Genomic DNA, 15251 nt, shown 5'->3' with positions numbered 1-15251 from the left:
ACATTGCTCATGCTGATCCTGCCATCAGCGCCTACAGCAGCATTGCCGCCCAACACTGTCGTCACGGATCTTGAAACGCCGAACAACTGACCGCCGTTGATTGCATCCAGACTACCATCGGCGACCAAGCCGCCTGCAATACCGGTAAGCTTTTTGTTGCCTGCATTGATACCGTCGGTGGTGACTTTTACTCCGCCTTCCAGCTCCAGGCCCTTATCGGTGAGTTTAACATCTTTGCCAACCTGCACGCCCGCATCGCTCACAGAGGTCTTGCCAGTGGTAACAGATCCATCCTTGCCAACATCAATATCCTTGTTCAGCGCAACATCGATCGCACCATTATTATCTGTGCCTGACTGTTTGACTGTAACATTGCGGTCGCCCTTGAACGTCACATTGCCATTCGCACCGACATTCGCTGAATGGCCCGCGCCATCCTTAACGTTCCATCCCGCATTCGCTGTCTGGTTCACATGTTCAATGGCGTCATTGACGTTGTTTTTGCCGGTTCCACCAACATTGCTCATGCTGATCCTGCCATCAGCGCCCACAGCAGCATTGCCGCCCAACACTGTCGTCACGGATTTTGAAACACCGGACAACTGACCGCCATTGATTGCATCCAGACTGCCATCGGCGACCAGGCCGCTTGCAATACCGGTAAGCTTTTTGTTGCCTGCATTGATACCGTCGGTGGTGACTTTTACTCCGCCTTCCAGCTCCAGGCCTTTATCGGTGAGTTTAACATCTTTGCCAACCTGCACGCCCGCATCGCTCACAGAGGTCTTGCCAGTGGCAACAGATCCATCCTTGCCAAGATCAATATCCTTGTTCAGCGCAACATCGATCGCACCATTATTATCTGTGCCTGACTGTTTGACTGTAACATTGCGGTCGCCCTTGAACGTCACATTGCCATTCGCACCGACATTCGCTGAATGGCCCGCGCCATCCTTAACGTTCCATCCCGCATTCGCGGTTTGGTTCACATGTTCAATGGCGTCATTGACGTTGTTTTTGCCGGTTCCACCAACATTGCTCATGCTGATCCTGCCATCAGCGCCCACAGCAGCATTGCCGCCCAACACTGTCGTCACGGATTTTGAAACACCGGACAACTGATCGCCATTGATTGCATCCAGACTGCCATCGGCGACCAGGCCGCTTGCAATACCGGTAAGCTTTTTGTTGCCTGCATTGATACCGTCGGTGGTGACTTTTACTCCACCTTTAAACTCCAGGCCTTTATCGGTGATTTTAACATCTTTGCCAACCTGCACGCCCGCATCGCTCACAGAGGTCTTGCCAGTGGCAACAGATCCATCCTTGCCAAGATCAATATCCTTGTTCAGCGCAACATCGATCGCACCATTATTATCTGTGCCTGACTGTTTGACTGTAACATTGCGGTCGCCCTTGAACGTCACATTGCCAGTCGCACCGACATTCGCTGAATGGCCCGCGCCATCCTTAACGTTCCATCCCGCATTCGCTGTCTGGTTCACATGTTCAATGGCATCATTGACGTTGTTTTTGCCGGTTCCACCAACATTGCTCATGCTGATCCTGCCATCAGCGCCTACAGCAGCATTGCCGCCAAAGACTTTTACGGCGGATTCTCCAAGAGAATCGACGGCAGAAGTTACACTGAAAAGCTGCGAACCATTAACCGCATCTTTAGATGTCGCGCTAACCTCACCATCCGCAATACCGGTAAGTTTTTTGTTGCCTGCATTGATACCGTCGGTGGTGACTTTTACTCCTCCTTCCAGCTCCAGGCCCTTATCGGTGAGTTTAACATCTTTGCCAACCTGCACGCCCGCATCGCTCACAGATGTCTTACCAGTGGCAACAGATCCATCCTTGCCAAGATCAATATCCTTGTTCAGCGCAACATCGATCGCACCATTATTATCTGTGCCTGACTGTTTGACTGTAACATTGCGGTCGCCCTTGAACGTCACATTGCCATTCGCACCGACATTCGCTGAATGGCCCGCGCCATCCTTAACGTTCCATCCCGCATTCGCTGTCTGGTTCACATGTTCAATGGCATCATTGACGTTGTTTTTGCCGGTTCCACCAACATTGCTCATGCTGATCCTGCCATCAGCGCCCACGGCAGCATTACCCCCAAAGACTTTTACGGCGGATTCTCCAAGAGAATCGACGGCAGAAGTTACACTGAAAAGCTGCGAACCATTAACCGCATCTTTGGATGTCGCGCTAACCTCGCCAGACGCAATACCGGTAAGTTTTTTGTTGCCCGCATTGATACCGTCGGTGGTGACTTTTACTCCGCCTTCCAGCTCCAGGCCCTTATCGGTGAGTTTAACATCTTTGCCAACCTGCACGCCCGCATCGCTCACAGATGTCTTACCAGTGGTAACAGATCCATCCTTGCCAAGATCAATATCCTTGTTCAGTGCAACATCGATCTTACCATTATTATCTGTGCCCGACTGTTTGACTGTAACATTGCGGTCGCCCTTGAACGTCACATTGCCATTCGCACCGACATTCGCTGAATGGCCCGCGCCATCCTTAACGTTCCATCCCGCATTCGCTGTCTGGTTCACATGTTCAATGGCATCATTGACGTTGTTTTTGCCGGTTCCACCAACATTGCTCATGCTGATCCTGCCATCAGCGCCCACGGCAGCATTACCCCCAAAGACTTTTACGGCGGATTCTCCAAGAGAATCGACGGCAGAAGTTACACTGAAAAGCTGCGAACCATTAACCGCATCTTTGGATGTCGCGCTAACCTCGCCAGACGCAATACCGGTAAGTTTTTTGTTGCCCGCATTGATACCGTCGGTGGTGACTTTTACTCCGCCTTCCAGCTCCAGGCCCTTATCGGTGAGTTTAACATCTTTGCCAACCTGCACGCCCGCATCGCTCACAGATGTCTTACCAGTGGTAACAGATCCATCCTTGCCAAGATCAATATCCTTGTTCAGCGCAACATCGATCTTACCATTATTATCTGTGCCTGACTGTTTGACTGTAACATTGCGGTCGCCCTTGAACGTCACATTGCCATTCGCACCGACATTCGCTGAATGGCCGGCGCCATCCTTAACGTTCCATCCCGCATTCGCTGTCTGGTTCACATGTTCAATGGCATCATTGACGTTGTTTTTGCCGGTTCCACCAACATTGCTCATGCTGATCCTGCCATCAGCGCCTACAGCAGCATTGCCGCCAAAGACTTTTACGGCGGATTCTCCAAGAGAATCGACGGCAGAAGTTACACTGAAAAGCTGGGATCCATTTACAGCATCTGTTGATTTTTTACTAACTTCTCCGGCCGCAACATTAACGATCTGACGCTCTTTACCGGCAGAACCGACGCTGAATGTTCCATCCCCAGCTTTGGAAACACCTGCAAATTGATAGGTTTTCGAGTTAATTGTAACATTATCAATAATAGTTGCTGCCTTATCAGTTGAATTTGCACCTATAACGACATTATTATCCAACTGAGATACTGCATTGCTTCCAATTGCAATGGAATTGTTACCCTTAGCGGTAGAGTACATTCCCAAAGTCAATGAGTACTTACCTAAAGCACTTGCACCCGAGCCCACTGCAATTGACCTATCACCCAACGCAATCGTAGCCCTTGCATTTTCAATGTCATTGACAGAGGTTTGGAATCCTCCAATCGCGATAGCATTAAGACCAGCACGAGCATTTAACGTGGCTACGCTACCAATTCGGGTGGCAAATGATTTGTCTTGTTGGTCAGTTAGCCCTATTCCCCCGCCATTAACATAGAGAACGCCACCAAGACTTAAGTTCTTAGATTGATTAGCTGAGCCCAATAATCCTTTGGATCCTACATTACCAAAAAATGTTGAGTGATCCGTTTGACTGGTCAGATTCTTATTGCAAGAAGAACGGGTATTAGTGATCTGCGTGTTCAGACCATTATCCACAATTACAAAACAGTTGTCATCCCTACCATCATTTACAAAAACTTGTGAAAATGACGTGCTTGGAAATACAGAAAAGAATAAAAATCCACACAATGCAGATGAAGCTATGTATTCTTTACTGTATTTTTTAATTATCTTTTGATAACCAACGATTTTTGACATGTGCTTACCCGCTTTCATGAATTTTTCTGCAAAATAAGCCGTAGTATTAATTAATCTATCGAAAATGGAACCATAATGGTAGCAAATCAAAAAAATCCTTACATGGCATGATATAAGACAATAGAAACAAGGTTTTATCCTTTCCAAAATGAGAACGATTTTATTTGTATGGTAATGTATCCCCGTCCTGAATTATCGCCCAAGAAACCAAATTGGATGGATTGGTCAGGCCGTGTTGGCGGCTTGGCACCGTTATCATAACGTTGTTGCCGACAATATCAGCAAAGACCGCAGAACACGGTTGCGCAAGCTCAGACGTTATCCAGAGCTGCGCAAGTGTGTCATAGAACAATTGGAAGCACACTGGTCGCCGGAACAGATCTGTGGCCGGCTCATTAGCCATGGCCTGAGCGCGATACGTCTATGCGCAGAAACCATCTATCACTTCATCTATTCCAAGGAAGAATATGGGCTAAAGCTGTATGAACACCTGGCCGAGATGCGAACAAAGTGCTGCCCACGTGGCACCAGGCGATCGAGCAGTTCCCGCATTCCAAAAGCGTTTCGCATTCATAACGGTTTGATTTTTATTGGCAATCACCACCAATTTGGAAATTGGGACGGTGATTTGATTATCTTTGATCATGATCTTGACGAAACCGATGCCATGACACTGGTTGAACGCAAAAGTCGTTAGTGCGTCATCATTAACTATATTTGGCACGTTTATTTCCGTTTAGCCGACGTAATATCTTATTCATAAGTATGGATGGCTGACTACATTCATAACTGGATGCTGTGTGGGTCTAATTGGCGCGCTGCTCGGTACTTTAGCAAACTTTTTCGGCCTATTCTCGTTGTACTGTTTATCCTGCCTTCTACTAGGTTTCTTTATGGCAACCGTTCAGTACTGCGTATACGCCGAAGGAGAGTGTGACGGCGATCTACCAAGCGCCATTGGTTCTACTGATTGGCGATGATGCCTCCCGCATTGATTGGGACGAAACCGATCAGAGTTGGAGTAAGAAGGATGTCAAAGCCTACCTACACAACCTTAACCTACAGGGGTATTTACAATGCAAACTTCCATATTGGGAGACATCGGAATAATGACAGGGTGAGTGCTTCAATAAGCAAGGTAAGAATGCATCCCGATAAAGCTTTAGAAGTGTCAACAAACCGATCCACTCATCGGCAATATGGCTTAATTCTGGAATAACCGTTAGAAGAGGTCATTGAAGTGGTTAAGAAGGATACAAATAACAATTATGGACCAGCCCCTATTCAAGAGCTTGTGTAAGGCAGGGAAGTTCAAGGAAGCCCTCGCTCTTGCCGTTAATGGCCACGAAGACGATAAACTCGCCCCAACTCGTTTCTCATTGGATAGAAAAACCGGATTGCCGATCTTCTATCGCGGCAATAAGCGAGTAGAATTAGACGCGGCCGATGAATGGAAATTGGCAAAAAACACCAATTTTTAGAGAAGAGATTTAATTACTTATTTTCAAAAATAGCATTCTACCACCGATAAAATTCCGCCAGTACAGTCAACGGGGCATTTGTGGAAACTGATAAGATTGCTTGTTCCGAACAATGCAGTTGCTTATTGAAATTTACTCGTTGTAGCAGAAACGACTGAAGGGGGGTGCGGACGAAAACTTGGACTGGTTTTACGTCACAATGTCAGGACTTCTCAATTTTCAGGGCCCTTGTTTGTCGGTCTATTGCTCTTGTGAGGGCTCGATCTGAACAATTGAAACGGACGCTATTCCCTAAAAGTCCACCAAGAGCACGGCGTGGGGTGTCGACGTCGGCCTTTCCAACATCTTCCTGTTGATTTCAACGTAGAAGCTATGGGATGGCAATCAACATCTTAGGCGATGCAAAGCTCTTCCTGCCGAGTCTTCTCGACCAGCTCGTGGTAAAGCGGCACAACGATCCACGGCTTCCGGCTTGATGAAGTCCTGAACGATCACCTTAAGCATGAGCTGGGCTTTTTGGAGAAGGATTTTATCCCGGTCTTTAGTGTTCGTTCGTCCACGGGTCGATTATGGGGACACCCGCTGCTTTAAAGACACTAGCATCCCGTGTGGCGACGGAGAAACCATGAGCGGTGGCTATCGAAGCGATGTAGCCATCCGGCGTCGGAAAGCCCTTGCCGGCCTTGCGCGCAGTGACCGCCAGGTCTGCATAGTTACGAGCGGCTTCAGTATCGAAGGGCAGGATGCGGCCTTCAAACAGATCAAGCAATCCCTCGAGTGCGGCGGCGAACTTTTACTTCCGTCGCCCTTCAGGCAATGCGCCGGTGCCAAAAAGAAGTTCCGCAACGGTGACGCTGGAGAGATAAAGGGTCAGTGCGGCCTGCTCGTCCAGCCAGCCAAGCACGACGGGAGCCGGTTCCGGTTTCATAGCCTCGGAAACGACATTCGTGTCGAGAACAATCATTCAAAGCTCAATGGCTTGGCGGGATTGCGGTCGCGAGCCTGTTCCAGCACCTCGGAATCGGCGTTGGTAAGCCCGGCATCGCGGCTCAAGGCCGAAAGAGCGGAACCGATGCGTGTGCGGTTAGCGAGGCGAACCGCCGCATCCAGAATGTCGCGCATTTCCGCCTCGGCGCTGCGGCCATGATGTGCCGCGCGCACCTTGAGGGCGCGGTGGGTCTTTTCGGAAAGGTTTCGAATGGTGACGGCGGGCATCTGATAGCACCTCCTGCAGATCGACATCTATGCTATCAATTTAGTCGATATGCCATCACGTTCAAGCCGGGCTCGTGAGAGTATCGTGAATACCTCTTCTCGACTCGTCGTCGGGAGTATTCCCTGAATAAATTCGCACTTAACGCAGTCATGGACTTGCCCTGATTTAGTGGAGAGGTTCTGTCACTAATATACGGTTTATCATCTCGAACTGGATCGGTGATTTATACCCGAGTGCAGAATGTCTGCGCACAGGATTATAGAAGCCGTCAATGTATTCACCAATGGCGTTGATGGCAACCTTACGTGTGTAGAACACAGTTCGCCATATCAGTTCTGACTTGATCGTCTTGAAGACGGTTTCCACCATCGAATTATCATAGCAATTTTCTCTTCCGCTCATGGATGGAAGCATGCTGTACGCTTCGAGAATTCTGCTATACTCATAACTGGCATATTGGCTTCCCCTGTCCCAGTGTTGGATCAGTCCCGGCTTTGGTTGCCGGATTGCAATAGCCTTCTTCAAAGCGTAAATCGCAAGATCCTTTTCATCCGGTCCCGTGCTTCCCAGCCGATAATACGACGAGAGAAAAGATCGACAACGATTGCCAGACACAGCCATCCTTTTGCGGTCCATATGTAACTGATATCGACACCCCATTTCTGATCTGGCCCGTCACAAGTGAAGTCCTGATCCAGAACATTGGGAGCGACAGGCTCACCATGACTGCTATCGGTCGTGCGTTTGAAGCGCGTTTTCTGCCGAGCTTTCAAACCATTTTCTTGGCACTCAGTCGTGCTGTGCGGTGGCGTCCGGCTCGAATGCCTTCTTCGCTCAGTTCGACATGCATACGAGGGCTGCCGTAGGTTTCACGTGATAGCGCAAACTGATTGCGAATATGAGCCAGGATAATCATGTCATCAAGCTGACGGCGACTGGGGCGCCGATGCTTCCATGCATAATAACCGCTGATGCTGAGGCCTGCAAAAGTACACAGCCGCGACAGAGACATGTGGGCCTTCTCCGTATCGATGAAAGCAAACTTCATCGACTTGTCTCCCGAGCGAAGAAGGCCGTCGCTATTTTTTTTAATAAATCTCGTTCCTGGCGCAGGAGTTCGTTTTCTTTGCGAAGGCGAGCAAGTTCCTGGCTCATGTCCTCATGCGGACCAGAGAGCAAATCTTGCTCAGCAAAAATGCTACGCCAGCGGTCAAGCGTTGACTTGCCAATGCCTAGGTCGGCCGCGACCGATAAAATGCTGCGACCACTCGTCGTTAAAATCCGAACGGCTTCGCGTTTGAATTACTCTTTAAATTCTCGCTGCTTCAATTCTAAGTCTCCTGTCAATCTTGTCTAACAGAAGCCTTCACTTTTGAAGGGGAAGCCCATTTCTGGCTCAACGTAATATTCTGAACATGAGCCGTTTTCTCTTATGTTGCATGCTCTTCAATGTGCGAAGATTTTCTTAAACAAAATTCATTCTGAATGTTTATTATTTCAGCCGTGACATGATAATTAGTTATTTTAAGTTAGCTTTGGGGTGGGGACATGGATCAGGCATCAGCAAGAAATAATATTGCTTCAGAATTATTTGAATTGAAGCCAGCAACCTGGAACTCCTGGCGCGCGATAAGAACAGCCTTTTGCATCGGATTTCCTTTTGCTGTTGGTTTGTTCTTTAACGATATAATGACCGGCATGTGGGTCGCGATGGGGTGCCTGATGATGGCGACCGGCGAAGGCTCAGGCAGCTATAGTTCAATATTTAAAAAAATGCTGATTTCTGCGCCAATCGGCGCTTCAGGCTACCTCCTCGGTTATCTTGGGATATTGCCTTGGGCTTTCGTTGTTTTTGCAATGATGCTTGTCGGCTTTTGCGCAGCATATTTGAGTAACAAAAGCAGCACATTATCCATCGGCACGCTCCAGGCACTACTTTTAGCATCAATCGCACTTGGAGTTCCTGCTATTAAACCATTTTGGCAGCCTGCGGCTCTTTATCTGGTGGGTACTCTTCTCTATTCAGTAGTCCTCGGTTTGGAAGCGTTGATACGCGGTTGGCATTCACAAGATGCTCAATCAAAAAAGGTAACTCATAATTCCTCAGCCCAAACTCGTGCTGCAACTCAGCGATCAATTGTAGCAACCGCAATCGCTTTTTCGGTCTGCCTTGGTGTTTCTTATTCTTCCCATTGGTTTGATCATGATGCCCATTGGTTCTGGATCCCCCTCACAGTTGGCCTGGTAATGAAGCCAGAGTTTGGATCAATTCGAGACCGTGCAATTCAACGCACCATCGGAACAATCCTTGGCGTCATAATCGGGGCTGTAATCTTAGCAGCCGTTCCAAAAGGCGCTTTGTTCATTGCTCTGATGGCTGCTTTGAGCGCTATGTTGCCGTGGGCAATGCAGCGTTCTTACATTCTGCAAGCCGTTTTTCTAACACCACTGATTTTAATGCTTGTTGATGTCATAGTTCCAGGAACTGCCAATATTGATTATGGAGTTCAGCGTCTCGTCGATACAGCGATAGGCGGACTGATAGTTGTTTTTTTAGGATATGTCCCGCTTCAATATGTAAATAAATTAAAAACTTAGCGTGGATCAGCGATGAGAACGTAGTTGTTTGTTACGTGAAAGCAAAAGAGGATAAGCCGAACTTTGACACCCGGCTTTCGCCGCAAAAATCTACCTGATATTTGACAATTTTTGCGCCTGTTGCAGAATTTCCGCCTTCTGCAACCGTCGTGGTTTGACTGTTAAAAGAGCTTCTAGCGCGTCCAGCAACAGATTTGGTGACACCGGTTCGCCACCTGTTTCCCAGGAATTCTGAAACCCGGCAATCTCTATGCCTATAAATGGGTATCCCGCAATAACGTCGCAGCAAATGCTAAGATCATTGAGGGAGAAGCCACCTTCATGCACATAGTCGGTCGGAACGACGCCCGGATTAAGCACATCGCAATTGAGATGAACGTAGACCGGGCGCCCTCCCATCGCGGCGCGAAGTTCGGAGGCCTGATTACCATTTGGCTTGATGTGAGGGATGCCGTTCCTATCAATCAGTTCCTGCTCGTAAGGGCCCAGATCGCGTTAGCCAACAAGCACTATCTGATCCAGTTTCAAGGCCGATCTCAGGCCTGAATCCCAGAGGCCTGCAGGGCCGGCAAAGGCCAGTCCACCCAGATAGCCAGTTGATGTGACCGCCGGGTGTTCAGATCACCATGGGAATCAAACCACACAACACATGCGGACGGATTATATTTCGCGATGATAGGAAGGGTAGCCAGCGCGACAGCACAGCGACTTGTCGCAGCAATGGAGACAGCACCGATTGTTAAGACATCCTCAAACCGTTCCCGAACCTGCCGTAGTGCTTGCAATACAGCATCCAATTCTTCTTTCCAACCAATGTTTAAAAAAGGTTCCGGTGTGCCAATCACCACGGGTTACACACCGCCCCGTCTGGCAAGAGCCTCTTCAATAACCTACGCACCCGGCATGGCCAAATCATTGTGATCGCCCTCACGGCTCGGAAAAAGCCGGGAAGCAGCCAATCCGCGTTGTGCGCAAAAGCAGACCCTCACATTATCCTGAAATACGTCTTTGTTGCGCTGCAATGTCGTAATTGATCTCGAAAAGCACCCCCGATTGCGGCGCGCAGGAAAGCTGATCTTCGCTCAGCCCCACTCGCGCAGTGGTGATGAACAAAGCTCTGTCGTCGCCCGCAAAGGCGCAACTCGTCGGACGCGGCACCGGCAGCGGGATCAGCCGTTCGAGAGAGCCATTCGGTTCGATGCGGGCGAGGGCCGATCCATCGAACAAAACGCTGAGAAGGTGGCCGTCACGGTCCAGCGTGAGGCCATCGGGCTTTCCATCCCTTGGGTCCATACCGAAGAACAGGCGGCGGTTGCCGATCTCGCCTGTGGCCGGGTCAAAATCATAGGCGTAGATCTCGCCCTTGTGCGAGTCCGTGAAATAGAGGATTTTGCCATCTTTGCTCCATTCCAAGCCGTTGGGCAAATCGAAGCCGGTGTCCGCAACATGCCATGTTCCGTCCGGATCAAACCGATAGAGGGTTCCGCGCCCCTTCTTTCCCTCCATGTTCATCAACCCGGTCCACAGGCGGCCCTGCCTGTCGAACTTGCCATCGTTGAACCGGAAGGCGGGATCGGCCTGGGGCGCACGTGCAAACAGCTTAACTCCACCATTCGCATCAAGACGCGCGAGATCGCAACCGAGGCCGAGAACGATTTCACCCTCGGGATCCTCCGCCAGAAGTCCGGCAGGCGTGGGAACAGGGGTAGCAGTATTTTGTCCGCTCAGCGGATCATAGCTGTGGAGGTGTCCACCAAGGATGTCAATCCAGAGCAGGCGCTTACGCCGCGCGCTCCAGACGGGGCTTTCGCCGATGATTGCCTGCGTGGCGGCTGCAATCCTGATCTGGCCGGTCATGCCCGTGGCTCCCGTGCCATCAAGGCAATCCGGTCCCATGCTGCCGCCACTGCCGCCGGCGAGCCGGCCCGAACGGCGCGGAGGTCGCGCGGATAGTCCACCCCTTCGGCCTCAGCCGCGCGGGTGGCATGGAACTGCCCATTGGCGGCCCGCAAGATCCAGCCGCCTTCGGTGCAAGCCTCCGACGCCAGAAAGGCGACACCCGGAGCAACCGCCTCGGGCTTCAGGTCCTCCGTCTCCCCTTCTACTCCCCACATCCGCGTCTTTGCTACGGGGGATACCGCGTTGACGACGATGCCGTGTTCGGCCCCTTCATCTGCGAGTACATTCACGATACCCACGGCGGCCATCTTGGCAGCGGCGTAGGAGACAAGACCCTTCTGGACATATTGCGGATAAAGCGCGCGGCAGGAGGTCGTCAGCACGATCCGGCCGTATCCGACCTCGCGCATCGCGGGCCATACCGCCTGGGCGATCCACAGCGGTGCCTTCGCCATGACCGTCATCATGTGATCGAAGGATGACTCCTGCACATCCTCGACGCGTTCGTAGCCGACCCACCCGGCATTGTGGATCACGGCATCAAGGGATCCGTTCACTGCAAGGCAGTCTTGCACCAGATCATGGCAGGCATCGCGGGTGTGGATTGAGGCGTGGAACGAATGTGCGTCGATCCCGTCGTGACGCAGGTTCGCGACCGCGATTTTGGCGATCATCGTGTCCGTTCCCGTTCCGTCTGTGTTGGCACCGACATCGTGCAGCAGGACCGTTGCGCCCAGCTGGCCGACCGCGCGCGCGTAAGCAAGTCCAAGGCCTCGGCCCGCGCCGGTGATCAGCACCGTGCGTCCGGTGAAATCTTGTTGGTTCATTGTGGCATCCTCTATTGAGCGGAAGATGGCGACACCCTTATGATACGTCCAATACTGAATGGATGGAGCCATGATATGACAGATGTATCAGAAGTCACGCGCGGGATGATCGACTTGCGTAAGATGGAGCAGTTCGTTGCCGTTGCCGAAGAAGAAAATTTCCATCGCGCCGCGCATCGCCTTGGCATGTCGCAGCCACCCCTGACGGTGGCGATACAGCGGCTGGAAGCCGATCTGGGCGTGGCCTTGATCGAGCGGGGCGGCAACCGGATTACCGGCCTGACGGATGCCGGTCGCGCATTTCTTCGCGAAGCGCGCGAGACGCTGCGACAGGCGCACCATTCGATCCTCATGGCGCGGGAGACGGCAGCGGGTCGCACAGGTCTCGTGCGGCTCGGATATGTCGGGAGTGCACTTTACGGGCGACTGCCGGACGCGATCCGGGCGTTCCGCCTGGCGCGCCCCAAAGTGCGGCTGGAACTGCGCGAGGCCACAACGGCCAGTCAGATAACCGGCCTTCGCAATGGAACACTTGATGCAGCAGTGGTGATCCCGCCACTGGCGGATGCGGGAAGCATTGTGTTGCACAGCTTCGACCGGGATCGCCTCTGCATGGCGCTGCCCGTCGACCATGTTCTTGCTGACAAAGGTGGGTTGACGGTGGCTGATCTAGCAGTGGAACCGTTCATCCTCTGGCCGATGATCGAGGGGCGCGGTTTCCACCTTCAGGTTATCCGGATTTGCTCCGCTGCTGGGTTCGCGCCCCAGATAGCTCAGGAAGCTCATGGCATGCATGCCGTGCTGTCGCTGGTTGCGGTCGGAGCTGGCGTGTCTATCGTGCCGCAAAGCATGGCGAGCTTCCGACCTGATCGGATCGTCTACCGCGAGATCAAAGGAGCAGAATCGACGTTCGATCTTTGCCTTATGGTGAACGCTCAAAATTCTGCGGCAAAGGCTTTTGCTAGTATAGTTGCCGATGTTCAAGCAAACACGTGAAGGACATTTAAGGGCCGACAGCGGAATGGCAGCTTTAAAGCTGGGAGCTGACAAAGTGGAAAAGTTTGGTCATCCTTGAGTGGCTTTACGACCATGCGTGCGGTAGTGCTCAACAGCCGCTTCCTTCTGCGCCTGTGTGAACTTGGGGGTTCGAGGTCCAAATCCTAAACGCAGATCAATATGGTGCTCATATTCCAGGTGCCAGCCCTTCAAAGCATTCTTGCTTGGATAGCCCAGCTGCCCAATAGTCGCTTTTGGTCCCTTGCCCAGCTTGATGTAGAGCGCAACGGCTCGCATCCGGTCTTCGTAGGAATACATGAACTAACTCCCTGATAGTCCAAGTTTTCGTCCGCCCCCCAAAAATCAACAATGTCAGGACTGGTCAATTTTCAGTGCCCATATTTGTCGGTCTATCGCTCTTGTCAAAAAAGATTTGAACGCGAATCCTGGAAGATCTGGTGGTTAATTAGCCATACCCCTGGGTTGTATCCGTCTCTCTCGGGACAAAACCAATTCCAAATCCAAATAATCTGCCTATTTTTGCCAATGTTTCGAGCGTGGGGTTTGCTGTGCCAGCTTCTATCTCTGCGATTTGACGCCTTGTAAGTGCAAGCGTCCTGGCAAACTCCTCCTGTGTCATGCCAAACCCTTTACGGATATCTGCAACGGCTTCAGGCAGCCTCAAATCCCCTGTTCGAGCACGCTCCGCCAGTGTTCGCCGATTATCAAGAATTTCGTCTTTCGTGGGTTTCTTCCAGCGAGCCATTTAGCTGTCCTCCCGCATCACTGACACGCTGCCAGAACACTGTCCGCTATCGCGATACAGCGCCCCATCGCGCGATCCAGAATGTCCGGAGGCGCGCTCATATCTTTCGCCATGGACGGAGCCTGGCGCAGGCATTCGGCAAACATGACAAGCCTGGCTGCCAGCGCTTCCTGCTCAGCTGGATCAGGCATTAGTTCACCGCAAATGTGCTTCCAATCGGGAAGATGATCGCCACCGCCGTCACGCATCATCGCCCATCGGGTGGAGCGAACAATCCCCTCTTTGGCGAGCCGCATGGGTGCGAAATCAAACAGAGGAGACAGGCGGATCGTACCGTCGTGATACTTGCTGAGTGCCGAATTCCGGCCGTGATTGTCGAGATTGCCAAACGCAAGGTTGGCAATATCGCGCTTCAGGTATTCGACAATGTCCGCAAAGGGATCGGCCGAATATTGGCGCAGAACGTCGATATAGGCCTCATGCGTGCCGACATGGCCGAAATCGGCAACGCCGACCGCGGACACGAGGCTTTCCTGCCCCAGCCGGACGGTTCCGCCGCCTTCTCTCGTCCTCCGGTCGAAACGGGGAATGATAAGGATACCTTCGGTATAGGTCGAAGGTTCGCTGACATTCAGACCGATCTCCTGAGCGATCCGCGAATAGAGGGCTTCGCCTTCGAGGATCAGGCGGTCCACGGGCTCGTTGCTGCGTACCAGCTTGACGATGACGTGGCGCACGGCCTCATCATCGGTTACGAAGCTGTCGGGGTAATAGAGCCCGTCATTCGCCTGCGTCATAGAGACCTTAGGCCATTCGCCTTGTAGGCCGCTTGAGCCGGAGGCCAGCATTCCAAAGCGGTCGGCGACTTCCATGAAGCGATCCGACCGCTCAAGGATTTCCGCCTCTGTAACTCCCTGGCGCTCAACACCGCTCAGCCGTTCCGCTTCGGCGGCTGCCGCTTCTTTGATGCGGATATTGCCTATGCCGCCAGTCGCCGATCGGAGAAGCAGTGGCAGATCAGAAGCGCGCGCGCCTTCAATAAGGCCGAGGTGCCCGGCAAGCCTTCGCCGTGCATGCCCCTGGGGCATAAGATCCAGGAGGAAGGGCGGCCACTTGCGGCTAAATCGATTTTCCAGATCGACGGGGCAACGGACGGATAAGGCACGATGGCCCCGGACCGTTTTTCCAGCAGAAAACTCCGCCGATGCCACGGTGACGAAATAGTCGAGATCGTAATCGACGATCGACGCGCCCTGGAAGCCGGCCGCGTCGTCATTGAGTTCCAACGTCGCAGCGTGATGCCACTTCCGGTCAAAATGGGTTTGGAGCGTTAAGCGCATGAATTGACCCTTTTAATGGTTC

Annotated in this window: 12 protein-coding genes and 2 pseudogenes; 4 read left to right on the top strand and 10 right to left on the bottom strand. The window is 51.9% G+C overall.

Annotated features, from left to right (window positions below; all coding sequences use genetic code 11):
- Window positions 1-3545 (bottom strand): hypothetical protein (locus ACOZHT_RS21995; RefSeq protein WP_421566579.1); only part of this gene is annotated, 3545 nt, incomplete at its 3' end.
- A 793-nt stretch (window positions 3546-4338) separates the two neighbouring features.
- Here ACOZHT_RS21995 and ACOZHT_RS21990 point away from each other — a divergent pair.
- Both ACOZHT_RS21990 and ACOZHT_RS21985 read left to right on the top strand, forming a co-directional pair.
- Window positions 4339-4803, top strand: coding sequence for an IS30 family transposase (locus tag ACOZHT_RS21990; RefSeq protein WP_421566578.1), 465 nt, complete (start codon window positions 4339-4341; stop codon window positions 4801-4803).
- 571 nt (window positions 4804-5374) lie between these two features.
- The gene (locus tag ACOZHT_RS21985) at window positions 5375-5587 is read left to right on the top strand and encodes a hypothetical protein (protein WP_421566577.1); all 213 of its coding nucleotides are present in this window, start codon (window positions 5375-5377) and stop codon (window positions 5585-5587) included.
- Between the two features lie 541 nt (window positions 5588-6128).
- On the opposite strand, the pseudogene ACOZHT_RS21980 reads toward ACOZHT_RS21985, so the two are convergent.
- From ACOZHT_RS21980 to ACOZHT_RS21970, 3 genes and pseudogenes are all read right to left on the bottom strand, one after another.
- Window positions 6129-6551: pseudogene (locus ACOZHT_RS21980) on the bottom strand (type II toxin-antitoxin system VapC family toxin).
- A complete protein-coding gene (locus ACOZHT_RS21975; protein ID WP_421566576.1) occupies window positions 6548-6802 on the bottom strand; it encodes a FitA-like ribbon-helix-helix domain-containing protein in 255 nt (84 codons plus the stop codon). Before ACOZHT_RS21975 ends, ACOZHT_RS21980 begins: the two are co-directional and overlap by 4 nt.
- 166 nt (window positions 6803-6968) lie before the next feature.
- Window positions 6969-8105: pseudogene (locus tag ACOZHT_RS21970) on the bottom strand (IS3 family transposase); the annotation flags it as partial.
- Between the two features lie 246 nt (window positions 8106-8351).
- Here ACOZHT_RS21970 and ACOZHT_RS21965 point away from each other — a divergent pair.
- Window positions 8352-9401, top strand: coding sequence for an FUSC family protein (locus tag ACOZHT_RS21965; RefSeq protein ID WP_339515172.1), 1050 nt, complete (start codon window positions 8352-8354; stop codon window positions 9399-9401).
- A gap of 536 nt (window positions 9402-9937) precedes the next feature.
- Here ACOZHT_RS21965 and ACOZHT_RS21960 read toward each other — a convergent pair.
- From ACOZHT_RS21960 to ACOZHT_RS21950, 3 genes are all read right to left on the bottom strand, one after another.
- Window positions 9938-10249: a hypothetical protein gene (locus tag ACOZHT_RS21960; RefSeq protein WP_421566575.1), complete on the bottom strand. Its 312-nt coding sequence runs from the start codon at window positions 10247-10249 to the stop codon at window positions 9938-9940.
- Between the two features lie 142 nt (window positions 10250-10391).
- On the bottom strand, window positions 10392-11258 hold the full coding sequence (locus ACOZHT_RS21955; RefSeq protein ID WP_339515176.1) for an SMP-30/gluconolactonase/LRE family protein: 867 nt from the start codon (window positions 11256-11258) through the stop codon (window positions 10392-10394).
- Window positions 11255-12127, bottom strand: coding sequence for an SDR family NAD(P)-dependent oxidoreductase (locus tag ACOZHT_RS21950; protein ID WP_421566574.1), 873 nt, complete (start codon window positions 12125-12127; stop codon window positions 11255-11257). Before ACOZHT_RS21950 ends, ACOZHT_RS21955 begins: the two co-directional genes overlap by 4 nt.
- 75 nt (window positions 12128-12202) lie before the next feature.
- Between ACOZHT_RS21950 and ACOZHT_RS21945 the strand changes: the two genes are divergently transcribed.
- On the top strand, window positions 12203-13123 hold the full coding sequence (locus ACOZHT_RS21945) for a LysR family transcriptional regulator (RefSeq protein WP_339515180.1): 921 nt from the start codon (window positions 12203-12205) through the stop codon (window positions 13121-13123).
- A 69-nt stretch (window positions 13124-13192) separates the two neighbouring features.
- Here the strand turns inward: ACOZHT_RS21945 and ACOZHT_RS21940 are convergent, their stop codons facing one another.
- The 3 genes from ACOZHT_RS21940 to ACOZHT_RS21930 form a co-directional block, all read right to left on the bottom strand.
- Window positions 13193-13441, bottom strand: coding sequence for a hypothetical protein (locus ACOZHT_RS21940; protein ID WP_421566584.1), 249 nt, complete (start codon window positions 13439-13441; stop codon window positions 13193-13195).
- 148 nt (window positions 13442-13589) lie between these two features.
- Window positions 13590-13889, bottom strand: a complete 300-nt coding sequence (locus ACOZHT_RS21935) for a helix-turn-helix transcriptional regulator (protein WP_339515182.1) — start codon at window positions 13887-13889, stop codon at window positions 13590-13592.
- A 17-nt stretch (window positions 13890-13906) separates the two neighbouring features.
- On the bottom strand, window positions 13907-15229 hold the full coding sequence (locus ACOZHT_RS21930) for a type II toxin-antitoxin system HipA family toxin (protein WP_421566573.1): 1323 nt from the start codon (window positions 15227-15229) through the stop codon (window positions 13907-13909).
- Between the last annotated feature and the right edge of the window lie 22 nt (window positions 15230-15251).

It is taken from the genome of Ochrobactrum sp. EDr1-4 (assembly GCF_049199085.1).
Classification (GTDB): domain Bacteria; phylum Pseudomonadota; class Alphaproteobacteria; order Rhizobiales; family Rhizobiaceae; genus Brucella.
This window is presented reverse-complemented; position numbering and strand designations above follow the sequence as displayed.

What these genes read in the sequence shown, in the direction of transcription:
- ACOZHT_RS21950 (WP_421566574.1), bottom strand. Translation starts at nt 12,127, where the DNA reads ATGAACCAACAAGATTTCACCGGACGCACGGTGCTGATCACCGGCGCG.
- ACOZHT_RS21935 (WP_339515182.1), bottom strand. Translation starts at nt 13,889, where the DNA reads ATGGCTCGCTGGAAGAAACCCACGAAAGACGAAATTCTTGATAATCGG.
- ACOZHT_RS21975 (WP_421566576.1), bottom strand. Translation starts at nt 6,802, where the DNA reads ATGCCCGCCGTCACCATTCGAAACCTTTCCGAAAAGACCCACCGCGCC.
- ACOZHT_RS21985 (WP_421566577.1), top strand. Translation starts at nt 5,375, where the DNA reads ATGGACCAGCCCCTATTCAAGAGCTTGTGTAAGGCAGGGAAGTTCAAG.
- ACOZHT_RS21945 (WP_339515180.1), top strand. Translation starts at nt 12,203, where the DNA reads ATGACAGATGTATCAGAAGTCACGCGCGGGATGATCGACTTGCGTAAG.
- ACOZHT_RS21930 (WP_421566573.1), bottom strand. Translation starts at nt 15,229, where the DNA reads ATGCGCTTAACGCTCCAAACCCATTTTGACCGGAAGTGGCATCACGCT.
- ACOZHT_RS21965 (WP_339515172.1), top strand. Translation starts at nt 8,352, where the DNA reads ATGGATCAGGCATCAGCAAGAAATAATATTGCTTCAGAATTATTTGAA.
- ACOZHT_RS21940 (WP_421566584.1), bottom strand. Translation starts at nt 13,441, where the DNA reads ATGTATTCCTACGAAGACCGGATGCGAGCCGTTGCGCTCTACATCAAG.
- ACOZHT_RS21955 (WP_339515176.1), bottom strand. Translation starts at nt 11,258, where the DNA reads ATGACCGGCCAGATCAGGATTGCAGCCGCCACGCAGGCAATCATCGGC.